Origin of the sequence: Citrobacter amalonaticus (genome assembly GCF_018323885.1) — a bacterium.
Taxonomy (GTDB): domain Bacteria; phylum Pseudomonadota; class Gammaproteobacteria; order Enterobacterales; family Enterobacteriaceae; genus Citrobacter_A; species Citrobacter_A amalonaticus.
The window spans coordinates 4,170,047-4,194,447 of sequence record NZ_AP024585.1 but is presented as its reverse complement, the minus strand read 5'-3'; the positions used below and the strand labels follow the sequence as shown (position 1 = coordinate 4,194,447).

At 53.3% G+C, this 24,401-nt stretch carries 25 protein-coding genes; 19 read left to right on the top strand and 6 right to left on the bottom strand.

Translation table 11 applies throughout. The annotated features are described in order from the left end of the window. The first annotated feature begins 2 nt into the window (after positions 1–2). The 17 genes from KI228_RS19875 to KI228_RS19795 all read left to right on the top strand — a co-directional run bounded on the left by KI228_RS19875 (position 3) and on the right by KI228_RS19795 (position 17,776). Positions 3–2,477, top strand: a complete 2,475-nt coding sequence (locus tag KI228_RS19875) for a fimbria/pilus outer membrane usher protein (RefSeq protein WP_044257386.1) — start codon at positions 3–5, stop codon at positions 2,475–2,477. Positions 2,478–2,519: 42 nt separating this feature from the next. Further along, positions 2,520–3,263, top strand: coding sequence for a fimbrial biogenesis chaperone (locus KI228_RS19870; protein WP_044264050.1), 744 nt, complete (start codon positions 2,520–2,522; stop codon positions 3,261–3,263). A gap of 17 nt (positions 3,264–3,280) precedes the next feature. Next, entirely contained in the window at positions 3,281–3,904 is a 624-nt protein-coding gene (locus KI228_RS19865) for a fimbrial protein (protein ID WP_052517371.1), read from the top strand. Next, a complete protein-coding gene (locus KI228_RS19860) occupies positions 3,904–4,959 on the top strand; it encodes a fimbrial protein (RefSeq protein WP_044257299.1) in 1,056 nt (351 codons plus the stop codon). Before KI228_RS19865 ends, KI228_RS19860 begins: the two co-directional genes overlap by 1 nt. A 9-nt stretch (positions 4,960–4,968) precedes the next feature. Continuing rightward, positions 4,969–5,517 carry a fimbrial protein gene (locus KI228_RS19855; protein ID WP_044257297.1) on the top strand — a complete coding sequence of 183 codons (549 nt, stop codon included), beginning with the start codon at positions 4,969–4,971 and terminating at the stop codon, positions 5,515–5,517. Between the two features lie 23 nt (positions 5,518–5,540). Next, the gene (locus KI228_RS19850; RefSeq protein WP_054176700.1) at positions 5,541–6,209 is read left to right on the top strand and encodes a helix-turn-helix domain-containing protein; all 669 of its coding nucleotides are present in this window, start codon (positions 5,541–5,543) and stop codon (positions 6,207–6,209) included. A gap of 82 nt (positions 6,210–6,291) precedes the next feature. Continuing rightward, the gene (locus KI228_RS19845; RefSeq protein WP_044257294.1) at positions 6,292–6,489 is read left to right on the top strand and encodes a DUF4762 family protein; all 198 of its coding nucleotides are present in this window, start codon (positions 6,292–6,294) and stop codon (positions 6,487–6,489) included. Positions 6,490–6,552: 63 nt separating this feature from the next. Continuing rightward, positions 6,553–7,224 carry a DsbA family protein gene (locus KI228_RS19840; protein ID WP_044257291.1) on the top strand — a complete coding sequence of 224 codons (672 nt, stop codon included), beginning with the start codon at positions 6,553–6,555 and terminating at the stop codon, positions 7,222–7,224. 5 nt (positions 7,225–7,229) lie between these two features. After that, entirely contained in the window at positions 7,230–8,180 is a 951-nt protein-coding gene (locus KI228_RS19835) for an ABC transporter (RefSeq protein WP_044257288.1), read from the top strand. 8 nt (positions 8,181–8,188) lie between these two features. Further along, complete coding sequence (locus KI228_RS19830) at positions 8,189–10,297, top strand: peptidase domain-containing ABC transporter (RefSeq protein ID WP_141227663.1); 2,109 nt, start codon at positions 8,189–8,191, stop codon at positions 10,295–10,297. Further along, positions 10,294–11,445 carry an efflux RND transporter periplasmic adaptor subunit gene (locus tag KI228_RS19825; RefSeq protein ID WP_052517424.1) on the top strand — a complete coding sequence of 384 codons (1,152 nt, stop codon included), beginning with the start codon at positions 10,294–10,296 and terminating at the stop codon, positions 11,443–11,445. The genes KI228_RS19830 and KI228_RS19825 overlap by 4 nt, the downstream gene beginning before the upstream one ends. Positions 11,446–11,448: 3 nt before the next feature. Continuing rightward, the gene (locus KI228_RS19820) at positions 11,449–13,380 is read left to right on the top strand and encodes an ATP-binding cassette domain-containing protein (RefSeq protein WP_046401391.1); all 1,932 of its coding nucleotides are present in this window, start codon (positions 11,449–11,451) and stop codon (positions 13,378–13,380) included. Continuing rightward, on the top strand, positions 13,377–14,756 hold the full coding sequence (locus KI228_RS19815; RefSeq protein ID WP_061069545.1) for a TolC family protein: 1,380 nt from the start codon (positions 13,377–13,379) through the stop codon (positions 14,754–14,756). Before KI228_RS19820 ends, KI228_RS19815 begins: the two co-directional genes overlap by 4 nt. Beyond that, positions 14,743–15,996 (top strand): beta-ketoacyl-[acyl-carrier-protein] synthase family protein, encoded by a 1,254-nt coding sequence (locus KI228_RS19810; protein WP_044268448.1) that lies wholly within the window; start codon positions 14,743–14,745, stop codon positions 15,994–15,996. The genes KI228_RS19815 and KI228_RS19810 overlap by 14 nt, the downstream gene beginning before the upstream one ends. Beyond that, the gene (locus KI228_RS19805; RefSeq protein ID WP_061069546.1) at positions 15,993–16,799 is read left to right on the top strand and encodes a hotdog family protein; all 807 of its coding nucleotides are present in this window, start codon (positions 15,993–15,995) and stop codon (positions 16,797–16,799) included. The genes KI228_RS19810 and KI228_RS19805 overlap by 4 nt, the downstream gene beginning before the upstream one ends. Further along, entirely contained in the window at positions 16,786–17,037 is a 252-nt protein-coding gene (locus KI228_RS19800; RefSeq protein WP_141227662.1) for an acyl carrier protein, read from the top strand. The genes KI228_RS19805 and KI228_RS19800 overlap by 14 nt, the downstream gene beginning before the upstream one ends. Position 17,038: 1 nt before the next feature. Then, positions 17,039–17,776 carry an SDR family NAD(P)-dependent oxidoreductase gene (locus KI228_RS19795; protein ID WP_044268441.1) on the top strand — a complete coding sequence of 246 codons (738 nt, stop codon included), beginning with the start codon at positions 17,039–17,041 and terminating at the stop codon, positions 17,774–17,776. A 33-nt stretch (positions 17,777–17,809) separates the two neighbouring features. Here KI228_RS19795 and KI228_RS19790 read toward each other — a convergent pair whose 3' ends face one another. From KI228_RS19790 to KI228_RS19780, 3 genes are read right to left on the bottom strand one after another with little or no spacing between them, the layout of a single operon-like run. Next, positions 17,810–18,982, bottom strand: coding sequence for an HD-GYP domain-containing protein (locus tag KI228_RS19790; RefSeq protein WP_044257382.1), 1,173 nt, complete (start codon positions 18,980–18,982; stop codon positions 17,810–17,812). Between the two features lie 51 nt (positions 18,983–19,033). Further along, positions 19,034–19,501, bottom strand: coding sequence for a FidL-like protein (locus KI228_RS19785; RefSeq protein WP_044257272.1), 468 nt, complete (start codon positions 19,499–19,501; stop codon positions 19,034–19,036). Next, on the bottom strand, positions 19,494–20,222 hold the full coding sequence (locus KI228_RS19780; protein ID WP_044257270.1) for a winged helix-turn-helix domain-containing protein: 729 nt from the start codon (positions 20,220–20,222) through the stop codon (positions 19,494–19,496). The genes KI228_RS19785 and KI228_RS19780 overlap by 8 nt, the downstream gene beginning before the upstream one ends. A gap of 168 nt (positions 20,223–20,390) precedes the next feature. Between KI228_RS19780 and KI228_RS19775 the strand changes: the two genes are divergently transcribed. Together KI228_RS19775 and KI228_RS24535 are read left to right on the top strand one after the other, a co-directional pair. Beyond that, a complete protein-coding gene (locus KI228_RS19775; protein ID WP_044257268.1) occupies positions 20,391–20,756 on the top strand; it encodes a FaeA/PapI family transcriptional regulator in 366 nt (121 codons plus the stop codon). Positions 20,757–21,314: 558 nt separating this feature from the next. Then, a complete protein-coding gene (locus tag KI228_RS24535; RefSeq protein ID WP_109739553.1) occupies positions 21,315–21,665 on the top strand; it encodes a type II toxin -antitoxin system TacA 1-like antitoxin in 351 nt (116 codons plus the stop codon). Positions 21,666–22,145: 480 nt separating this feature from the next. On the opposite strand, the gene KI228_RS19765 is transcribed toward KI228_RS24535, so the two are convergent. From KI228_RS19765 to KI228_RS19755, 3 genes are all read right to left on the bottom strand, one after another. Continuing rightward, positions 22,146–22,760, bottom strand: a complete 615-nt coding sequence (locus KI228_RS19765; RefSeq protein ID WP_044268435.1) for a helix-turn-helix domain-containing protein — start codon at positions 22,758–22,760, stop codon at positions 22,146–22,148. Between the two features lie 137 nt (positions 22,761–22,897). Continuing rightward, on the bottom strand, positions 22,898–23,392 hold the full coding sequence (locus KI228_RS19760) for a fimbrial protein (protein WP_212807523.1): 495 nt from the start codon (positions 23,390–23,392) through the stop codon (positions 22,898–22,900). Positions 23,393–23,402: 10 nt separating this feature from the next. Next, the gene (locus tag KI228_RS19755; protein ID WP_142765428.1) at positions 23,403–24,395 is read right to left on the bottom strand and encodes a fimbrial protein; all 993 of its coding nucleotides are present in this window, start codon (positions 24,393–24,395) and stop codon (positions 23,403–23,405) included. Between the last annotated feature and the right edge of the window lie 6 nt (positions 24,396–24,401).

Sequence of the window (24,401 nt, the reverse complement as noted above, 5' to 3'; positions counted from 1 at the left end):
TCATGTCGGTAAAAATAAAAACCCCTATAACGATGATTGCTCTTCTGGTAATGAATAGCTGCTATGCAGCGACAACCAGTGCTGAGGAGAGCGTTGAGTTTAATACCGATGTCCTGGATGCAGCGGAGCGCACGCAGATTGATCTGTCGCGTTTTGCAACCGACAACTATGTCACGCCTGGTGATTATTTGTTGGATATCCGTATTAACGGTCAGCCGGTCGGTCAGGAGAAAATTCGTTATATCGAGGCTCCTGAAGGCAAGCGCACGCTGCCGTGCATCAGCGGCGACCTGCTGGACAAACTGGCGCTGAAAGATGAGGCCCGCGCGCAGGTCACCCAGCTCTATGAGAACTGCTATTCCCTGCAAAGTCTGCCAGGGGCGAAATTAAGCAACTATGCCGGCGTGCTTGAAATTACCGTGCCGCAGGCGTGGATGAAGTATAACGATCCGAACTGGACGCCGCCTGAGCGCTGGGATGAAGGGATCGCGGGTCTTCTGTTTGATTACAGCCTCAACGGGCAACTCACCCGCCAGTTTAACGGCCAGGAAAACTACAGCGCGGTTTCAGGCTATGGCCAGGCGGGCGCGAACATCGGCGGCTGGCGTGTGCGCGGTGAATATCAGACCAGCTATTACAGCCAGAACCATCAATTCGATTTCGACTGGAATCAGATCTACGCCTACCGTCCTTTGCCGATGATGGCGGCGAAACTGACGCTGGGTGAGATCTACCTGAATTCGCAGGTTTTCGATACCGTGCGTTTTACCGGGGTCAACCTTGCCAGCGATGAGCGGATGCTGCCACCGGCGTTACAGGGCTATGCCCCTGAAATTCATGGTATCGCCCGTACCAACGCCAAAGTGACCGTCAGCCAGAGTGGGCGCGTCATCTATGAAACGACCGTACCCGCCGGGCCGTTCAACATTCAGGATTTGCGCAGTTCAGTGCGTGGCACGCTCGATGTACGCGTCGAAGAACAGGACGGCTCGGTCTCCACTTTCCAGGTGAACACCGCCAATATTCCGTATCTCACGCGTCCGGGCTACGTTCGTTACAACATCTCAGGCGGTACGCCGTCCCGTTACAACCATAAAATGCAGGGCCCAACGTTCCTTTCCGGCGATTTCTCATGGGGGGTCAGTAACGCGTGGTCGCTGTATGGCGGCTTACAGTCTTCAGGTGAAGAGTACACCGCGGCGTCGTTGGGTATCGGGCGCGATCTCTATGCGTTTGGCGCTATTTCCATTGACGCCACCGAGTCGTGGAGCCGTGAGCCAGACGGCAACCGGCTGAAAGGAACCTCTTACAAGCTGAGCTACGCGAAAACCTTCGACGAATACAACAGCTCTATTACCTTTGCGGGCTACCGCTTCTCGCAGGAAGACTTCCGCACAATGGCGCAGTATCTCGATGAACGCTATCAGGGATACGACCACATCGGGCGTGAAAAAGAGCTCTATACCATCACCGGGAATAAAACCTTCTGGGCTGGCGAAGCAGGGAAGGCGACGACCGTCTTCCTGACCTGGACGCACCAGAACTACTGGGATAAGCGTAGCCAGGATCGTTACGGCATGTCGGTGGGGCGCGCCTTCCGCATTGGCGACATCAACGGTATCACCGCCAACCTTTCCGCTTACCGTACCGATTACAAAGGGCGCAAAGACGATTCGATCTCCTTCTCGCTGTCGGTGCCGATTGGCGACAACAAATGGGCGGGTCTGGATATCCAGACCAACAACGGCAAAACCAGTCCGATGGCGTCCTACACCGACAACAGTGATTACAACAACTTGTGGCGTATTCGTGCCGGTGCCAGCCAGAGCGGTAACGCCAGCGTTGACGGTTATTACCAGCATCGTTCGCAACTGGCGGAAATCAATACCAATGCCAGCTATCAGCAGAGCCAGTACATGGCGCTGAGCACGACCCTGCGCGGTGGCTTCACGGCAACCCGCCACGGTGCCGCGATGCATAACAGCGGCGCAACGATCAACACGGCGCGCGTTATGGTGGATACCAATGGCATTGGCGGCGTGCCGCTTAACGGCAAGAAGTCGCGGACTAACGGCTACGGCATTGCCGTGGTGCCGGATGTGGTGAGCTACAACAGTTTTGACACCCGCGTGGACGTGGATGCGATGGACAGCGACATCGAACCGTCAAAAGCCATCAGCACGACAACCCTGACGGAAGGCGCGATTGGCTATCAGGCCTTCGGTATGGCGAAGGGGATGAAGATGATGGGGACGCTACGCCTCACGGATGGCAGCGTCCCGCCATTCGGCGCGGAAATTTACAACACCGATGGCGTAAGCGTCGCGATGGTGCTGGAAGACGGGCAAGCCTGGCTTGCGGGAGTCAATGCGAACGAAACGCTGAACGTGATGTGGGGCGGTAAACAGCAATGTCAGGTGACGATCCCGCCAGGCGCAAACAACGGATCGGCGAACACGCTTCTGCCGTGTCGTTAATCCCGACAGAACGAGTTATCTCACTGTAATAAAAGGCCAAAAATGAGCAAGAAAAGACATAGCGGATATCTGATGGCGGCGTGGGCGCTGAGCATGATTGGCGGCTACGCGCAGGCGGGGGTCTCTCTGGATCGGACCCGCGTCATTATTACGGAGAAAGAGGCCTCATCGAGCGCCAATCTGTCCAATACCAGCCCGGATATTCCCTTCCTCGCCCAGTCGTGGGTCGAGGATGAAAAGGGCAACAAGATTACCTCGCCGCTGATTGTGTTACCGCCGCTACAGCGAATCAACGGAGGGCAGAAAGGGATCGCGCGCGTCACCAAAACCGCCGGGATCGAAAAGCTGCCGCAGGACAGAGAAAGCCTGTTCTACCTCAACGTCCGGGAGATCCCGCCGAAGCCGGATAAACCGAATACGCTGCAACTGGCCATGCAGTCGCGCATCAAGCTGTTTTACCGCCCGGCGGCGGTGATCCCGAAGACCCGGAGTGAAATCTGGCAGGACCAGGTGGTGTTCCAGAAAAACGGCAACCAGATGACGGTACAGAATCCAACGCCTTACTACGTCACGATCCTTGGGTTGTCCAAAGGGGCCGGACAGAAGATCACCCAATTCCCGGGGATCATGATCGCGCCCAAATCGAGCCAGCAGTTTGCGGTAACGGACGGAAATGTCAGCCAGTTTTCCATGATGTACGTGAACGACTATGGCGGACACCCGGAGCTGAAGTTTCGTTGCGATGGCAACACCTGCAAAGCGCTTCCACCGGCGCAGCAGGGCTAACCAGGAGGAACCTGACAATGCAAAATCCTTTATTCACGGTGGCCCTCCTTGCGATGGGCGTGGCGTTTCAGTGCGGGGCGGATGTGCCCGCGCAGCCACAGCATAGCGCTCAGGAACATGTCAGCGAAGATAGCGGCATTGTCCGGTTTCACGGCACCGTGTTTGCCTCTCCCTGTGTGCTGATGACACAAGGGCGTATTCAGGATGTCGAGATGGGCGAGATCAGCGCGCAGAATTTTCGCCAGGCGGGCGATCGCAGTGAGCCGGTACGCTTCAAATTGTATCTGAAGGACTGCCTGAAAGGGGCGTCGCAGTCGCGAGGGAGTCTGGCGTCCAGAACCACCGGGAATGACTGGCGTGCCTACAGCACCGGGGAGCAGGCGGTGCAACTGACGTTCGTTGGTGAATCCGATCTTAATAACGGCCAGCTATTACGCACCAGCGGTACGACCCAGGGAGCCGGCGTGCGCCTGCTCGATAAAAACGGGAATGCGCTGGATGTCGGGCAGACCCATGCGCCCTGGCTGGTGAACTCTGGTGATAGTGAACTGAATTTTATGGCGGCGCTGGAATCCACGGGGTTGCATGTGAGCGCGGGTGACTTTAGCAGCCTGGTCCGCCTGAAGATGGAGTACTTGTAATGAAACTGTCAGGCCTGTTCCGCCGCAAATGGCCGGTCTTACTGGCACTCAGCACGCTCGGCTTACCGGGCGCGGCGTGGTCCGCACTGGACGGTGAAATTGAACCGGTGAATGGGACCTATGACTATCTGATTAATATCAGCAATCATGATATTACCTCCAACCAGGCAGGGGCGACCATTACTGACGAGTTTAATCTGGCAGGGATGTTCCAGGGGCGTGCGTACTGTACACAGTCAATGGTGGATCAGCCGGTGTATTACATGTCTCAGGCGACGTTGACGCAGTCCGGAATGACGCCGGGTTACCTCAAACTGAATGACTATATGGACGTTAAAATTGAGATCTACATCGGCGGGAATCTGCAAGATTATAAAACAGTACCGTTTGATAACATCTCAAACGACGCCAATCAGAACTACTGTAACCCGCCCAGCACGATCCTTGACAACCAGTTTACCTCCGGTGCAAAGGGGAAGGTGACCTTTATGATCACCAAACCGATTATCAACGGGGTGAACCTGCAAGGATCTGAGATTGCAAAACTCTTTGGTCGCCTGGGGCCGGGCGCAATGGGGCAAACGCCGCTTTCCCGCATCACCATCGCTTCCGGTGTCATCACCGTGCCGGATAAATGTATCGTCAATCAGGGGACGCCGATCGTCGTTGACTTCGGCAACATACCGGGGATCGGTAGCCGACTGAATGGCATCAATTACAGCAAAAACGTACCGATTCATGTGAAGTGCGAGGGCGGCAGTTTTGCCCAGGGGGCACTGAATATCAAATTGGGGATCCAGCAGGCTAATCCTGCGTTTGACGATGGTAAATACCTGAGTACGCAGGGGACAACGGATCGTTCCGAGCTGGGCATTGCGCTGCGCGATCGTCAGGGCAACCCGGTGGCACCCAATACCTTCTATAACGTGCCGGGGTTTGCCAATAACGAAGGCGACTGGAACCTGACTGCCGCGCCGGTGGCGAAATATACCACCTCCGTCATTCCGGAAGGTGAGTTCCATGCATCTGCAACGGTTGTGGCTGAATTCCAGTAAGGAGGGAATATGCATCGCATAACAATGGTCTTTGCCGGTTTATTGACGGCGCTCGCTCCGGCCCCGGTGTGGGCGCTGGGGGAGTTGCTGGGTGGCGATCTCAGTTTCACCGGCGTGGTGATGGCCTACCCGTGCAGCATTGCGCCTGATTCAGAGCGGGTGCCAGTCGATTTCGGGAAAGTATCGACCAAGTCACTGTATATCAACGGAAAAACAGTGCCGGTTCCGTTCACGATCAAATTAGAGGATTGCACGCCGAGCGTCTTTGATTCTGTGACGGTGACGTTCAGCGGTACTGCCAATGGCAATCTGGCGGACCGACTGGCGATCAGCGCCACATCACCGGGCAACGCGGGTGGCGTGGGGATCGGTCTTCTGGAGGAAGACGATACGCCTGTGCGCCTGAATGTGGCGACCCGTCCGGCCGCGATCAGCGACACCACTTTACGGCTTAACTTCCAGGCATTTGTGGAGGCTGAACCGGATGCCTTAGCAAACGGCACCCTGACCACCGGACCTTTTACCGCCACAGCGAATTACACATTGAACTATCAGTAGCGTCATCAAAAGGATATTGAGGCATGGTGTATCAGTGTTTTCTTTACAACAAAGATCTCTTTTTTTCGCAAGGAATCAAAACAGTGATTGCCAGTTTGCTTGCGGAGAAAACGGATGTTTTATATTCCTTAACGGATGATTACACGCAATTGATTAAGCAGTTACAGACTCGCGTGAATGATGACTGCTGCCTGTGGATCCTCTGCGATTTGGACAGCCTGCCGCGTGAGCGGATTCGCGCGCTGCAGCTCATGAATAATTTCTATCAGCGTGAAAACAAGAATCTGATCATTTTATTAAGCGAGCACAACATGCCGCTGTTTTTCACGTTGTATGCGCTGTTGCCAAACGCGCACTGGTTATTGAAAAGCGAGAATCTCGCCAATATCACCCCTTTTTTTCAGGAATTATTGGACCAACGACGCCAGGGATGCTGCTTTAGCTATTCATTAGTGAATTACACCCGCAGAAGACTGCACCACCGGGAAATGAATTATACGATTTCCGGCAATGAATGGTGGTTGATGGAAGAGATATTCAAAGGGAAATCGCTGTCGCAAATTTCCGGTGAAGTGAATATTGATGTCCGACGCCTGAGCTATATCAAACGGCACTTAATGAAACGACTGAATATTAGAAACAACATTGCGTTATTCACGGTGTTCAAGGGAATTATGCCGTGTGACCCGTGAACTGTCTTTTCGGCAGTGGTATTTGCCGAGCGATCGGTGCAAGTGATTGCACCCCATTAAACCCTAAGTAAGGAAAACAGAGATGAAAAAATTAACTGCGATCGAAGTGGCAAACGTGGTGGGCGGAACCTGTAAAACCTGCGAAACCACGTATCAGAACGTCACTATTGGTGGTGTGACCTCCTGTAAGGAACTGACAACCTGCACGGATAAGCACGGTACGACCACGTCAATGAAAGATGCGAACGCCAGCAAGTGTGGTGGGGTTCCGAACCGCTAATCATTGGCTATGACCTGGAGGTACCCGCGCCTCCAGGTTTATCTTTTCCGCTGCGAGAATACTATGGCGACCCAATTTAAACGCATCACTATTATCAGCTATTCGCTGTGTTTGATCGTCATCTCTTCGTTGATGACGGTGCTTTGTTATCACATTTTTGTCTTTAATACCTTTGCCACGGATAACTCACAAACACAGGCTTTTCGTGAAGTCAGCACAGAACAAATTGCTCAGAGTCCGATTAAAGACGCGCGCAGTATTATCGAGGTGATGTCTTACGGTTGCCATTATTGTGCGGCTAACGAAGAAAATCTGGCGGAATTTTCCCGGACCCTGCCGCCGGGCAGTGTATTTACCGCGATTCATATTACCAGTGAAGACAGCGGTCTTGCTGCTTACGCGCCGATTTTCGCCACGCTGGAAGAGATGGGGATTGAAAAGAACGTTCGCGACAGCGCCTATAACGCCGTTATTACCCGTAATGTCGACCTCACCGATGAGAAGGCATTGAATGCCTGGCTGGTCAAAAACAATATTGATGTGGATAAATTTAATACTCTGCGTCAGAGCGACGCGGTTAAAAACCGTCTCAGCACGATGGCGGCCATTACCGCGCATTATGATATTAACGCGACGCCGATGTTTATTATCAATAAACGCTACGTGGTCGCCCAGGACAGTGAATTTCCTCAATTTGCGCAGCGCATGCTGCAATTGCTGAAAGAGGATAAATAACCGCGGTGGTCAGATTTTTTATTATCTGGAGCGTATTTAGTTTTAAAAACAGTGCGGGATGGCTGTATGACGCGAAGCGTAATTTTTCTCAGGGAACACTGATTCTGCTGCGAAAAATGGTGCGTTATCTACCGCTGCCCGCATTACTGACCGTAGCGAAAGGACTCTGCGCGCTACGGTTGCTGGGGCGCTCTTATCGCTTACGCAATGCGGTGGCAAACGAAAACACCCGCTGCCTGATCGGGCAAACCGGCCGGGTGAACGCGGCCTGGATCGCGGTGCGTCGCCGCCTGCTGGAAGAGGCCGCAACATGGGGACAAAACCCGGCGCTACTCCAGCAGATCCGTGCCTGTGCGGCAGAACTTGATGCCGTAGTCGCACCGCTGCATCAGCAGAACATTCCTTACATTCTGGCGCCGTTACATACGGTGTCGGACGTGCTGGCGGCGATGGTCGGTGCCTGCGTCACGCCGGGTAAAGCCTGCGTGGTGGTCTCTTCCAGCGCCGAACTCTACAACGCGCAGACCCGTGCCCTGGGCGGTATCGACCTCTCCTATTGCTCCATCCATCAGCAGAACAAAACGCTGGCCGGCAGCCTGATGGAGCTCATCACCGATGTCGCTACCGGACGGCAGAACATGATTATTTTTCCCGATATCTCGCCGGACTACACCCTACAGGCCGAAGGGGCGCTGGCGGCGAAACTGCCGTGTCGTTTATTCGGCCGCAGCGCGAAGTTACACAATGGCGTGGTGCGCCTTTCCGGAGTGATTACGGCGCAGGTGGTGTTTTATCACCTCAGCTACCACAACGGTCTGCACATTCATATTCGTCCGCCGGTGAGCAGTCAGAATGTCGCCCGCGAACTGCCTGACATTATTGAATCCACGCTGCGCGAATATCCGCAGGAGTGGCTTCTTTGGCACAGCCATTCTCTCTTCTTTATTAATCACTGATGATAAAAATGACGACCACGATCCCGAATCTGATCTTTCAGGAAGAGACCAACGAGTGCGGCCTGGCGTGCGTGGCGATGCTGGCACAGACGCAGGGGCAGCCTGTTTCGCTGGCAACATTGCGCGAGTGGTTTCCGGCCTCTGACCACGGAATCTCACTGGATACGCTGATGAGCATTCTGGCGCGGCTGGGTATTGCGACGACGCCGGTCCTGTTTGAGCACGATGAGCTGAGCGACCTGCCGCTGCCGGCCATTTTGCATTATGGTGCAAGTCACTATGTCCTGCTGGCCTGGCGCAAAGGCAACCACGTGTGCGTGATGAACCCGGCGATTGGTGAGCAGTGGTTACCGTTTGCCGCGCTTAAGCAGGAGATCAGCGGCTATGCCCTGATTGTCGAACCTGAGCAGGCCGTTGCCGCAGACCCTGATTTGCCGTTGTCGACAACCGCGCAGAGCGCGCCGCGCGCGATGAGCATGCAGGAAACTGCGGCGGTGCCGGGGATCTATCGGCTGATGCTGCTGACCTTCCTCGTCTCGCTGACGCTATTTCTGATGCCGACGATGGTGAGCAACGCCATCAACCAGGCCTTTTCCAGCGTGGCCAGCAGCGACTTTCCCTACGGCTGGTTTATCCTGGCGTTTGTCGCCTCCTCACTGATGGCGCTGGGCGTGCGGGTGATTAGCGAACGCTTTATCAAACGCTTTGTGCTGATCCACAGCGGTGTGGGGTTTTCCCGCCTGCTCCACAACCCACTGCGTTTTTTCGAAAAACGGGCGCCGGGGGAGATCTTCAGCCGCTTCACGGCCTGGCAGATTGGCCTGTTGCAAAAGATTGAGCTGGATAACGGCCTGCGCTCCGACTGGGTGATCTGCACGATCGCGCTGGCGATCATGTTCTGGATTGCGCCCGTGCTGGCGGCGATCTCCGCCGTCGGCGTCACGGTAATGGGGGTCATCAGCGTCTGGGCGGTGATCCGAGACCGCTGGTTCACCCAGCAATTGCAGCTGAAAAGCGCCACCCTGAATGATTTTTTCATGGAGACTATTCAGGGCATTTTGACCGTCAAAACCGCCGGACTGGAAGGACAGCGCCAGGGACAATTTGCCAACTTCAGTCGCGATCTGTTTTCGTGTCTGCAACGCCAGAAGGTCTATCAGCAGGTGAAAGAGGGGCTGTATCAGCTCACCGGAAGCCTGGAGATGGTGGTGTTTATGCTGGTGGTTCTGCCGATGGTGCACAGCAAACTGATCTCACTGGGCGATTTTTTTGCCTATAGCTTCCTGCGGCAAATATTCACCTCCTACGTCACGCGTATCTTCTACGCCATCATTCAGAAATCGCAATTGAACGTGATCGACACCCGCGCCCATGCGCTGTTTGCGCCACGAGACGAGGCGAAGCCCGCTTCGTTTGCGATGCAACTTCCCACCGATACCGCGCCGGATCTGACGTTTGCGTCGTTGTGCTATGGCTACGATCCCGCCAGGCCGGTGCTGTCGTCGGTGTCGCTGTCGCTACGCGCGGGCGATCAGATTGCAATTGTCGGTGAATCTGGTGCGGGTAAGAGCACTTTACTCCGTCTGATTGCCGGCCTGTTTTCTCCGCAGGCGGGGGGCTGTTATGCCGCAGATTCGGCACTCCCTTCGCAACAACTGGCGCAGTTTGTCTGCCTGCAAAGTCAGGAGGATATTCTGTTTAACGCCACGGTTCGCGAAAACATTACGTTGTTCGACGCGCACTACCGCGAACGCGACCGTGGGCAGATTGAGGCATTGCTGGAATCCCTCGCGCTGGGTGAGGTGGTACGCGGATTACCGGGCGGTATCGACGCCTTGATCCGCGAAAGCCATGCGGCGCTGTCGCTCGGCCAGCGTCAGCGGTTATTGCTGGCGCGCGCGCTGTACAGTTCGCGTCCGGTGTTGTTGCTTGACGAACCGACCGCCAATCTTGACGACGACACCGCGGCCATTGTCATGGAGACGATTCACGCTCATTGCCAGAAAGCCGGTAAGTCACTGATTGTGGTCACCCACAGCGACGCGATTCTGTCGCGGTTCCAGCGGGTTTATCAACTGAACGACGGCACGCTCAGCCCGCTGGAGGTCAACGTATGACGCCGAAATCGCGTTGGCTGCTGATCGGCGGTGCAGTAGCGCTGGCCGTTGCGATCGGTGTCACCTGGGCGTCGCTGGCTTCGACCTCGCCGCAGGAGAGTTTACCGCTGGAGACCATTGGCACGGGCGATATCGAAAAGGTGGTGCTGGTGACGGGGGTTCTGAAACCGGCGGTGCAGGTTAACGTTGGTGCGCAGGTCAACGGACAATTGCGCAAGCTGTATGTGCGCCAGGGCGAGAAGGTGCAAAAAGGACAACTGCTGGCGGAAATTGACCCCACGTTGCAGGAGTCGGATCTCAACAACACGCGCGCGCAACTGGCCAGCGCTAAAGCGCAAAAACTGTCGGCGCAGGCGACGCTGTTACGTTATCGCCAGGAGCTGAACCGCCAGCGCATGATGCTGCGTGACGGCTCTGCCGTGCGCAGTGAATACGAGCAGGCGAAGGCGCAATACGATGCGCAGGTGCAGCAAATTGACGTGAGCGATGCGCAGATTGTGCAGGCGGAGATGGCGGTGAAAACGGCGCAGGCCAATCTCAGCTATACCCGCATTGTGGCGCCCATCGACGGCGAAGTGCTGGGTATCGTCACCCGGGAAGGGCAGACCATCGTCTCCTCGCAAACGGCACCGACCATTCTGGTGCTGGCGAACCTCGACACCATGCAGGTGCAAACGCGTATCTCCGAAGCCGACGTGCAAAAAATCCGTCCCGGTCAGCCGCTGCGCTTTTACGTCATCGCCAATCCGGATAAACGCTACGTCAGTACGATGGGCTTCGTGCAGCCTGCGCCGCAGGAAGCGCTGGAAGCGCCCGGCGAGAGCGGCATGGGCGGTAATCAACAGGCGATGGCGGTGTACTACACCGGTACCTTTGAAGTGCCTAACGCTGAGCGCGAGCTCAAAACGTCAATGACGGCGCAGGTCTTTATTCAGATTGCCGAAGCAAAAAACGTATTGCGCGTGCCGGTCGCGGCGCTCGGGCAGGCGCTGGATACCGAGCGTTACACCATCACGACCGTTGAAAACGGGAAAACGCGCACCCGCACCATCCGCATTGGGATAAATGACCGGCAATACGCCGAAGTGCTGGAGGGATTGCAGGTCGGCGATCGCGTGGTGCTGGCGCAGGACACGGTGCGAGGATAGCGGATGGAACCGATTATCGTCTTACGCCAGGTTTGCCGGACATTCCGCGCGGGAAGCGAGACGCTTGCGGTGCTGAGCGACATTTCACTGACCCTCCACAGCGGTGAGATGGTGGCGATTGTGGGCGCTTCGGGTTCGGGGAAGTCCACGCTGATGAACATCATCGGTTGCCTGGACAAACCTTCTTCCGGCGAGGTGTTGATCAACGGAACGCCGGTACATGATGCCGACAGCCTGCACCTGGCCGATCTGCGCAGTCGTTATCTGGGGTTTATATTTCAGCGCTATCACCTGATGCCGTATCTGACGGCGGAAGAGAACATCGCCATTCCCGCGCTGTACACCGCAATGTCAGCGCAAGAGCGCAATGCACGCACCCAGCGTCTTGCACGTCAGCTTGGCCTGGAAAACCGACTCCAGCACCGCCCCGCCCAGCTTTCGGGGGGGCAACAGCAGCGCGTGAGCATCTGCCGGGCGCTGATCAACGGTGCGCATATCATCCTCGCGGATGAGCCCACCGGCGCACTCGATAGCGTCAGCGGCAAGGCGCTAATGGACGTGCTGCATCAGCTGCATGCGGCTGGGCACACGGTCATCATCGTCACCCACGACCGCGACGTTGCCCGGCAAGCGCAGCGAATGATTGAGATCAGCGACGGGCGAATTATTCGCGACGTTCAGCACGCCGCCGTTTGCCGGCCGATTACGCTGCCGGAGCAGGATAACGGACGCGCCTCGCTGGGCCGCCGTCTTCATGAAGCGGTCCGCATGGCCTGGCGTTCGCTGCTCGGACACCGGATGCGCGCGTTTCTCTCCATGTTGGGGATCATCATCGGCATTGCGTCGGTGGTGTCGTCGATGGCGGTAGGCGAAGGCGCGCGGCAGGCGATCATGAGCGAGATTGGCAAACTGGGAAGCACCACACTGGAGATCCATCCCGGCACAGGGTGGGGCAGCAAGCGCCCGGATATGGAGCGCGCATTGTCGATGGACGATGTGCGCAGTTTACAGGCGTTGCCGTGGATCATGGGCGTCTCGCCGGTGGTCAGCAGCACAACGCTCGCGGTTCGCAAAGGGCTCGACTCCTCCATGATGCTCTCCGGCGTGTCACAGGACTTTTTTGCCCTGCAAGGGCTGCGCTTTGTGCAGGGAAATGGCTTTACCGCACGCGACGTCGCGGAAGGCGAACCGCTGTTGATTCTCGATGAGACTGGGCGCGATACGCTGTTTCCCGGTGGCGAAAATCCGCTTGACGAGATAGTCCAGATTGGCGGCGCGCCGTGGCGGGTGATCGGCGTGGCGACACGACCCGGCCCGAAAGTGGTGGGCGGGTTTATGACCGCCTGGGTTCCGCATACGTCATTACAGCAGCGACTCACCGGCGAAAAGCCGCTGGAATCGTTGATTCTGCGTTTTCAACCGCGGCTGGAACCGCATGAGGCGGCGCTGCGGGCGGAACGTCATCTGCTGCGGGAACATGGCCGGAAGGACTTCTTTATCCAGACCGACGATCAGCTGGCGAATGCGTTGCAAAAGACCTCTGACTCGATGTCGTTGTTGATTACCGCCATTGCGGCGATCTCCCTGCTGGTGGGCGGCGTCGGAGTGATGAACATCATGCTGGTGTCGGTGACAGAGCGGACGCATGAAATCGGCATCCGCTTGTCGGTGGGTGCGCGTCCCTCGGACATCATGAACCAGTTTCTGATTGAGGCCGTGATGATCTGCGCCCTCGGCGGCCTGTTGGGCGTGTTCGGTTCGTGGGTGGCGGGGCATCTTTTCGCCCTTGCGACCGATGCGTTCTCAATGGTGTTCACTGCGTTTCCGGTGCTGATGGCCTGTGGGTTTTCTGCCCTGATCGGCCTGACGTTTGGCTATTTTCCGGCGCGCAGGGCGGCTCGCCTCAACCCAACCGAGGCGCTGGCTCGCGAATGAAAAGATTGCTTGTGTTGCTCGCACTTTTATTGCTCGCGGGTTGTGGCTCACTGACCCGCAGCGACTACCAGAGTCCGCTGTTGTCTTTGCCCACCCAATGGGGGCCTGCTACCGACACGGTGTCGGAATACGGCTGGCAACGTTTTGGCGATCCCCGACTGTCGCGGGTGATTGAACAGGTGCTGGAAAGCAATAACGATCTCGCGGCGGCGGCCATCACCGTGCAACAGGCGCGTGTGGCGGCAGGGTTAACTGACACCAATATGACCCCCGATGTGGCGGTCAGCGGTTCTGCCAGTAACAGCAAAAACACACGCCGGGGAACATCCGCGCAGGAAAACTACAGCAGCGGCATCACCATCGGCTGGGAACTGGATCTGTGGGGAAAACTGGCGCGGGCCCGTGAGCAAAGCGAGTGGGAAGCGGTGGCGAGCGAGCAGGATTATCACGCGACGGTACTCACCACGATGGGCACCACCGCCCAGTTGTACTGGCGTATCGCACTGTATAACCAGCAGATTCGCAATCAGCGTGACGGTCTGGCGATTTCGCAACAGACCGTGCAGCAGGTGACGTCATGGTTTAACGCCGGGAAGGTCGGCCAGCTCGATGTGTTGCAGGCGCAGCAGGCCCTGCTGGAACGAGAGAATCAGTGGCGAACGCTGGTTCAGCAACGTCAGAATACGCGCAATGCGCTGGCGCTGTTGCTCAACAGACCGGCAGAACAGCATGCCGATGAATCACCCGCGCTGGATGCAAACCAGCAGGTGCCGATTGCGCAAAAAACACCGCTACGGGTGATTGCGCAGCGGCCGGACATTCAGGCAGCGGAGTCGCGTCTGCGCGCGGCCCTTGCGGGTTACGACGCTTCAAGGCTGCAGTTTTATCCCGCACTTTCGCTTGATGCCTCACTGAATGCCGGCAGTCAAATCTTCAGCCAATGGTTCCGCGATCCGATCCGCACGATTGGCGGCACGCTGGCGCTGCCGTTTATCCAGTGGAACACCCAACAGCTCACCGTGAAGCAAGCGGATCTCGCGGTAAAACAGGCGGCAATCGCCTTTCGCTCGACGGCCTACGCCGCGCTCGCCGAAGTGGATGAAGCGATGGAAAACCGCCTGAGTGCTGATGAACAGCGCGCACGACTTCACCAGTCGCTGATCCTCAGTCAGCGGCGTTTAACCCTGACGGAAAGCCGCTATCGCGCGGGCGCCGTGGATTTTCAGACGTTGTTGAACGCGCAGGACGATCTGTTGACGTTAGAGAACGCCCTCGCACAAACCCAATACGACTACCTCTACGCCACGTTGCAGCTCTGGCTGGCGCAAGGGGGTGGCGAAACGCAATACAGGATGATGCAACATGAAGCCGAATAATGAATTTAAGCGGGTCGTCGTTACCGGGTATGGCGCCGTGACCCCACTTGGCGCGACGGCTGATGAGAGCTGGCAGGCGATGATGGATAACCGTCTGGGCTATCGCTACGTCGATAAAACGGCGCAGAATATCAACACCCATTTTCTCGGGCTGGTGGATAACGAGCCGAGCCTGGCAGGTGTTCCTGCAGTGATTCGTCGTCGGCTGCCGCGCTTTGCCCGGCTGACCGTTAGCGCGGCACGTCAGGCTATGACGATGGCCTTTGGCGTCAGGCCGCCGCAGGAATACTACTGCACGCTCGACTGCGGCGTGATCATGGGAACCGGCTGGGGAGGACTGGACGAAAGCTACGACGCACAAAGTGAGTTTGCGGCCGCGGGCGTCGCTTCACCGTTTAACTGTTTTTACTCGATGCCCAGCGTCACCACCGCAGCATGCAGCCAGTTCTGGGGACTCAATGGTTACCAGAATACGGTGGTTGCCGCCTGCGCGACGGGGACGATCGCTATTGGCGACGCTTACGAGGTGATCCGCAGCGGCAGGGCAAAGATGATGCTGGCCGGCGCCGGAGAATCTCTCACCAGCCACTGCGCGGTGTGGAACATTGACGTGCTGGGCGCACTGAGTAAGGAGGCGTCGGATCCGCAGCGCGCCAGCTGTCCGTTCAGCGCCCATCGTAGCGGTTTTGTGTTATCGGAAGGGGCGGCGGTGCTGTGTCTGGAAGAGCGCGAAGGGGCACTGGCACGCGGCGCGACGATCCTCGGCGAGATTACCGGCTACGCCAACTTCTCCGACGCCTGGGATTTCACCTCGCCGGCGGAAGACTGTCTTGCCCGCGTGCAAACCATCACCCATGCGCTGCAACAGGCGGAGCTGGAACCGGAGCAACTCGACTACATCAACGCGCACGGTACCTCGACGCCGCTGAACGATATCAATGAAACGCAGTCGCTAAAAATGGCGCTGCGGGACGCGGTGTGGTCCATTCCGGTTTCCAGTACGAAATCGTACTCCGGGCACTTAATTTCCGCGGCGGGCACCTTCGAGAGCATTGTCTGTCTGCAAGCTATCGCCAACGGCATCATTCCCGCGACGGCCAATTTCCAGCAAGCGGATGAATGCTGCGATCTGGATTATGTGGTTGAGGGCCATCGTGCGGGCAATGTCCGTCGCACGCTAAACCTGAGCTTCGGCTTTGGTGGCGCGAATGCGGCGTTGATTCTGGAGAAGCACGTATGATGCCGCTTCATTATGGTCAACAGGATGCCCGGCGCTGGGCCGCGTTTTCGGGCGATTACAACCCGGTACACTTTGACGAGGCGTGGGTGAAAGCGCGGGGCGGAAGCGGACTCAGCGTACATGGCATGCGCGCCTTGCTGGACGTAAAGCGGTTTATCAGTCCGCCGGTCGACGACGCCCCGTTTCTGAAATGTACCGTGCGTCTGCGTCGACCGCTGTGGCGGGATACCGCCTATCGACTGACGCGCGATGCGACTAAGCGGGTTGCGGCGTCGGTGCGGGAGTTTTCTGCCGAAGAGACCTGCCTTTCTTGCCAGATCACGCCGGAGAACCACCTGCCACTCGTCGATGGCGAAAGCCAACGGGTTCTGGATTCGTCGGCGCTGGCCGCGCTGCATCGGACGTTTCTGCCGCTGTTGCCCGACGCTCAGCAATGGCATTTTCTCGACGCCCTGTTGTTTCGTCATCTTCTCCAGGATACCGCGCTGTTATGCCAGCAGGCGATTGCCGACATACTGCCGACGTGTCGGACGCTGGATGCGCTGTTTTCTCACTTTCCTGTTGTACAGACCCATCAGGAAGTCATTTTCGACAGTCATCTGCTGGCCCCCTGGCGAGCAGAGTCGCTACCGGAACATCTAGAGATCGACACTTTGCCGGCCCTGGTGGTTGGCGACCTTGCGAATGGCGCGGTGGTAGTGCGAATCGCCGCGCGAACCTGTTATCAACATCACTACATTAGCAATGCCGTAACGCTTAAAGTCGGCGCGCTGACAAAAGGAAAATCAAATGAGCCAGCATGAAATGATCTACGACAAAATCAGTGAAATGATCTGTGACGCCAAAGACCTGGCGCCGGAGGCGCTGACACCAGAGACGACGCTGCCTGAACTGGAGCTGGACAGCCTCGACTACGTTGAACTGATGGTACTGGCGAAGCGTGAATTTAACGTCACGCTCAGCCCTGAAATGTTTATGAAAAATCCAACCATGACGCTTCGCGAACTCAGCCAGCGTATTGCGCAGGAAATGGCAGGTTGATATGGCAAAGAAATGGATGCTCATCACCGGCGGCAGTCGGGGAATCGGCCAGGCGCTGGTGAGTCACCTGTTGCCTGAATGGAACATTGTCTTTACCGGTCGCAACGAGGCCGGGATCGCCCGCACGCTGGACATCGCGCAAAGCCAGAGTACGTCGACCTGGGTGAAGGGCATTCGCTGCGACGGCAGCGATGAAGCCAGCGTCGAGCAGTTAGCCATGTCTCTGCTCGAGGCGCATGGCGCGCCTGCCGCTATCATCCATAACGCCGGTATGACCAATGACGCGCTGCACATCCACCAGAACGCGCGAGACTGGCAGGAGGTGCTGGGAAACAATCTGGTCGCGGTGGTGAACTGGAATCGCATTCTGCTGCCCGCCATGATGACCCAGGGCAGTGGCTCGATTGTGTTTATGTCATCCGTGACGGCCATAAAAGGCAACAGCGGACAGACGGCCTATGCCGCCAGCAAGGCGGCGATGATTGGCCTGACGCATTCGCTGGCGCGAGAAGTGGGGCGTTTTGGCATTCGGGTGAATTGTCTGGCTCCGGGGTTGATTGACGGTGAGATGGTTCAGGCCATTCCGGAAGCCCGATTGAAAACCATGCGGCAGAATATTCCTCTGCGTCGCCTCGGACGCACGCAGGACGTCGCCCGCGCGGTTGCGTTTCTGACCGGGGAAGGGAGTAGCTATCTTACCGGTCAGACACTGGTGCTGGACGGTGGTTTGTCCGCCTGATAAGCAAGAACCGCGAGAATGGCATCTCGCGGTTCAGGTCAGGCCTAGCTGGTTAATTCTCTGGACCAGGGCGCGTCGCTCTTTGACCGACTCCTGAAAAATTTGCAGTAAAACCTCGCTATTTTGCCGCACAATGTCCGCCAGTTCAGGGGCGATTTCTGCAGTTTCCCCGACGCGTACTTTAAATTCCGATGACAGCGTGACGCCCTGCAGCAACGACGCCAGCCAGATGCTGGCCTTCAGAATCCTCACTTCAAGAGGATGGGTGGCTTGTGCAACCCCTGTCTTTTGAATTTGACACCACCGGGCAATATCCCGAATGGCTTCAATTGGATAGAGTTCACCCCAGATAGCATTATCTTCCCCGGTATGTGCCGGAGCGGCGCACAGCGCCAGAGACGTCAGGTTATGCAACAAGCCACCTATTTCGATTTTCAGGCACTGGACCGGGGGAATTCCCATTTCTCGAGCCAGGTAACCGGAGATACGGCCGACAACCAGGGAGTGCTGGACGCCGTTCTGGCTGAACCCATCAATAATAAACGCCAGCATGTTGGCGATATCGCGAAAGTTATGCAAAGAGATGGAGTCGTTATGGATGCGGGGGATGTCCTGGATATAATCGTCGAACTCTGTGGATTTAATTTTTAACCAGAAGTGTTCGCAATTTGCTACTTTTCTGAAAGCATTGATAAATTCGGGGTTATATAAAATATGTTCGCCGCCAACAATGATATTAATAATTTCCTCTTTTGCCGATAATATATCGCTAGCACGGTAAAGGGCGATTAAAACATCCAGACGATCCGCCAGATAAACGACATGGCTCTCTCTGGGCACTTTTTCACCGTTAACGTAGTCGCCTTTTCCATTGTCCCAGTGGGTGTGGTGATAGCGAACAATCGAACTTAACGGATTCAGTAAAGGAACGCTCGCCAGTAATTCAGCACCAACGGCCGCATGGTTATTGAGTTCATTATCGTAATAGCTGAGGGGTTGAAGGCGCGATTCCTCGTTCAGCCCTCCAATATCATGAAGCAGGGCCGCCAGCAGCGTTTTCCTGCACTGTGCAGGTGTGAACCGCGATTCCCTGGCCAGGTGCCAGGCGATGAATGCCGTTCTGACATGATGCAGGTTAAGCCTGGGGTTAATCATGTCTATTATTTTTGAGATGCAAGCCAGTGATTCTATTAATTTTATATTCATATAATGAGACATTTAACTTTCGCTGTGCTTCGTTAAAGAAAACCACGCTAATTAATCTCGTTTGCAACCATATTGCGGGAATACGTGGTTACCAAATAGTATGACATTATTATTGACTTTTTTTAGGAAAATTATTTTGTCGTCAGGGCCTTTGCCAAACAACAAACTATTAGCAATCTCATCATCAACATTATCAGTATTATCATGTATGGTTTTGACACTCATTATCTTATACAGATGCGCATTGGCATTGTATGTTTCATATTTCATTTTGAGCGTGCGCGAGATTAAATACTTTTTTTCATTATGTGTGAGCAGTCCGTCAATATTGATAAGAAGTTGATCATCCGTCATGTGGACAAAAATTAGCCCTTCGGCGCGAATGTTGTCGCTGTTGATACTCTGGATAACAGAAAACTGTGACTCGCATGAGAAAACCGGGGGCCGGGTAAAACAGTAAACCGCGCCGATCAATAACAGGCCGACACCGATCAAAAGAAAAATGGCTTGTTTAGGCATTATTTTTTTCTCTGTAATAAAAACTCATGCAGCTGTCTTTATCACATTTAATGAGTAACAATTGCACAATATCACCCAGGTCTCCTTGTACCTGTTGCTTGTAAACGTACAACTCCTTTTGCTCTGAGCAATCGAATGGTTGTGGGACAAAATCAAAGCTCTTTGTCACCTCTCGTAATGAGAGTGAGGAGGGCATAAAAATGACGCACTGACCCTCAACCAGTTTTTGTATATCGGTGTCGGCTCTGAATGAACCTGGATTTATTATGAGCAGAAGGAAGGCAATTGCCAGAGCGATAATGCGGGTAAAGCGCTTAAGACAGCGTTTCTGTGGTTCAACTGGCGGAGCCTCCGGCTCCTTTTCTTCAAGGAATGGCGTTCGATACTCACGATCGTTATTGATAATGGCATCTTCCGCTATTTTGAAACCAATACGAGGAACCGTGACAATGATTTCTTTTGCGATACCCAGATCGCTCAGGTTTCTGCGCAATGTGGAGATATATTGATTTAGATTACTATTTGACGCTCTGGCGCCATATTTATCAAAAACAGTCTGAAAGATTTCATTTCTCGAAAGGATATCGCCTTGATGATTGAGCAATTCAGCCAACAAGCGTGTAGAGGTTTGGGATAATTCAACGCAATCCCCAGTCAACAGGTTAACGAGAGACGCATCCTCTGTGTCAAAAGTGATAAATCCCTCAATGTCGAACCTCATGTTCATCTCCACCCTAGACCCTGCTTTCCTCTAACATACAGTCATCTCTCAATAAAACGACATGAATATTAGATAAAAATCCTGTATTTGCGTTCATTTCAAGCTAATGTTGCTGGTTGAATCAGGTGAACGCATACTGCTAACACCTTCAAAATCCAGGAGTCTGCAATGAAACTCTCGCTGCGTTCATATAACCCGGGTACAGCACATCCAGGCTACAACGTACCTCATGACAATCTGCAGATGTTAGCGGCGGAAATGGGAATAAGTGACCTGCCGATGATCAGGGGGCCGGAACAATTTTTTATTCTCAATCTATTAAAAGATCACAGTACTCAGGGCCTGTCGACCAGAGAACTTGCCGATCTGTGTGGCATTTCAATTTATAAAGTCAGACACTTACTTCTTCCGCTGGAGAAATATGGCCAGGTTATAAGAAATAAAATGCAAAAGCACCATCAGTGGTTTTTGTCAAAGGACTCTACAGATATTGATTGGCATTCTAACAAGGGGTATTTTCATTTGCAACAATGAGTGAAAAGTCAATTAGATAGTCCTGATAATATGAAAAATACTGGGTATTATCTCGCGAACCATTAGGAAAAATCCCAATAAAATATTAATGTTCGCATGCTGTCACTATTGCCTTTTGTCCATTTTGTTTATACTTGTGCAGAGTGGACGCTTGATCCGTATTTACCAGTAAGTACAAGCGTAGCACTAAGCACTTTTTAAGCCGCATTACATTTTTGAATGGTTTGCTTATCAGTTGCCCTTGAAATCTGGTTTCAATGGGCAACTATTTCTCGTTAATGATCTTTATATCCTGCCAGAGATTATTGCATCTGACTCTACTGGTATCCGGCCTGTGTCCTGATGAGTTTGTACACACTAGCGATCATGGTTAGCATGTTTTTTCACGAGGAACCGCGCATACCGTTGTAGATATATTCTCTTTTGTTTTTTTTGTTCTGTCCTGAAATAAAACGGAAGGTGACAATCACCTCTGTATTAACCATGAGATTGGTTGCTTAGGTGAGACCGTTCGGTAGCTGGCACGAAATTAAACGGCATCATCGCATCTCTATCTTAATGAGATCAGCATTACGCGTGCTTAATACTTTATGTCCATCGCTACAGAGGAGGACAACACCCTGTCGGGCGCGGACGGTCGGTCGGGGATACACGAAATCCTTAATCTGCGCATTAAAACTCGCTGAGCAGGTGTGCGGCAAAAACCAGACTGATTTTATCCCGGAAGCAATCCGCACTGCTGTCGGAGAAGCGCTGATCGAGAAGCGTATCATTACGGCTGATCCGCAGACCGATCAGGCATTTCGCACTCGCCTGGATCAGGCACCTGATTCGCCTCACGTCGGTAATATTTGTACTCCGTTCTGCTGCGGTGTTGATTTTATAGATAACCGGTTGAAATTGCTGTGAATGAAAAAATCAGGTTACCGGCGCCTTCCGTACTTTGATTTGTTGCGTCGGCGATTCGAAGGTAATGGTTTACCACTCGCTGGCCTCAAGCGTGGTGATGACGAACATTCATCTGGCCGCTTTCGCCGCAATGCGATCGATACGATCCCTGTTGTGGTATTGGCAAGGGTTAGGGGAGAACAATCTCTGCATTCTCTGGGAATCGGGCCAACGTTGGTGGGTAATGCCGGATTGCAGGTGATTCATGTAGAAGAAACTATTAGGATCTGCGGGATACAAGTTTATGACGTATACTGAGAGAGTCCATTACACCCCATTGAAGTTATGACCCAGAAATTCAGTGAAAAGTTTATCGTTTTTCAAAAGTGTGACATCGTGCGCAGTGCGTTTATTAGAAGGTTTATTTGTAATGGTCAGATATTTGAATAGATTATCGAAATAGTCATTGCACATGAGCATCCCGTTTAATACGAAAAATATCTAGAATTTCTTCGGTAGAGAATTAACTTCGAGTAACACTCCCTTTATTATTTTTATATATCCACCGGCTTTCAACTGCTTGAGGATATACATTACTCGACTGCGAGACAGCCCAGTGCGGTCGATGATAAATGTCGACGTTACAATTCCAACCCGCTGTTCTAACGTGTACTTGATTAATTCCTGTAGTTGTTTGCTGATGAGTTCATAAGCATCTTTTCCTAGTATGGATTTGTCCCTATAAGAGTAATAGCCAATACGTCTTGAAAGCAGTTCAGCAACAGACTCCCACAAATTAAGCTCACTAATTAGTGCTCGAACTTTGTCATTAGGCAGCACATAGGCTACTGTTTTCCCACTCCCTTTAATAACGATATCAATGGGGTTAAACATCAGAGCAAAACCAAACATGAAAGGGGCATTTATCACTCCGACAACAATGTTATCTCCTTTTCGAAACACATTGATGGTTCCTTCGGTGACGTAATAGATATTCTTATCATTCGTTGCATCAACAACAAACTGTGCCCGATTATACAACCGCTTTTCACCATGACGTATCATCAACTCAAAAAGTGGGTTTGAATAGTTATTATTAGCGGGCGAAGTATTCATGTTTACTCCAGTCAAAAACATAGCCTCATAAACATGGTTCCCATGTTTTCATATCAAGTTTAGTGTAATAAAAAAAAAGATTCCATCGTTATCGCTTGGCTGATATGACAAGAGGCGTTCGGGTTTGCATATTTTAATCAAGGATATAAAATGGTAAACTCAACGACCGCTGACAGAGTGCCTGATTTGAGCGTCCCGTCTAAAGGTACAATCTTTGCTTTCATCGGAAACGATGCTCTGCCTGTATCGAGATCAACGACCTGGCTTAAAACACGCCCGTTACTGATCAAAGTATCATCAGTTTTGCTTCTTATTTCTACCGCGACATTTGCAGCTGTCCCATTGTTTTTTATATATTGGTTATTCGTGCCTGCGGCTTCGCCAGCGAATTGTAGGGAAACACTCGGCATCCCTACATTACAATTCAGATCGATACTAAATTCCTGGGCAGGTGTTGAGTTTACCTGCTTCACATCGACTTCGCTAAAGTCAACATAGATATCTTTATCACCAATAACAGTGCAACCGTTCTGATATAACCTGACATGGAAATTAAGGTTGAATGAGCCTACTGCATATACGTATGCAGAACACAGCAGCAGCAAAGCAACCAAATATTTATAAATAAACATATAGCTCCCGCTAGTTATAAAAAACTGATACCGTCACAGTTGGGCTATATTCCCCTGGCGTAAGTACACTGCCATCAAAATAAAGCTCTACTGAAAAGGGTAACGTAACACTGAGCACATTAGTCAGATTTGCAAAGTCAACCAATTGAAACATATCAGAGAAATTGACATAACCGTTGCGAGTTTTATCAAAAATTTTCAGATACATCCCATTAAATCTCACTTTGTCACCATCAGTTTCCGCAGTGGTGGTATAAAGGGCCGTCAGATTGAATGGGTCGTTACAACTACGCGAAACGGTGATTGAAAAATCTTTTTTATCTTTAAATTGATCCGGCGAGGTCGTATCGGGCAAAAGGATATTACCGAAATCGATAATTGTTGGCGTGACATTTATATTTGCACTGCAGCCTATAAAGCGAATTTTTTTCAAGCCTGTGATTTGAAAACGATAGTTACCATTGACGTTCAAGCCACCGACGCCATCAAGCTGAAAAACAGCGAATGTATCACTCCCCTGATAGGTTCCTGATGCAGATCCCTTTTTCCTGACCTTGACATAATAATCGATTGTATAAAAGCTACTGTGGTTGGCTTTACATTCAGATGACGTGCCACCGCCCGGGCAGCTCACCATCCAGCCCGGTATATGCCACTTGCTTCCCTGGCTTATATCGTCAAAATCCTGGCCATTTACCACGACCCCCAGCTGTATACCTGTGCCGACAGCCGATTTTAGTGGGTTAGTGTATAAATAGACATCTTCATTTTTATCGCCGTTATCTGACCAGCATTGAATTTGTAAATGAAAGAGTGGTGAACGCCATGCCATACTACCATCAGGGTCAGTTTTAGGTATCGCCACAGACCCTACCGCCTGGGTTGCAGTCTGACTCTGTGTTTCCGCATCGACACATTTAATGGCCAAAGCCTCTCTGGACATTATCAGCAATAAGAACGAGAAAACGATAAGTAGTAGTCGATAATATTTGAAATTATTCATGTAGTT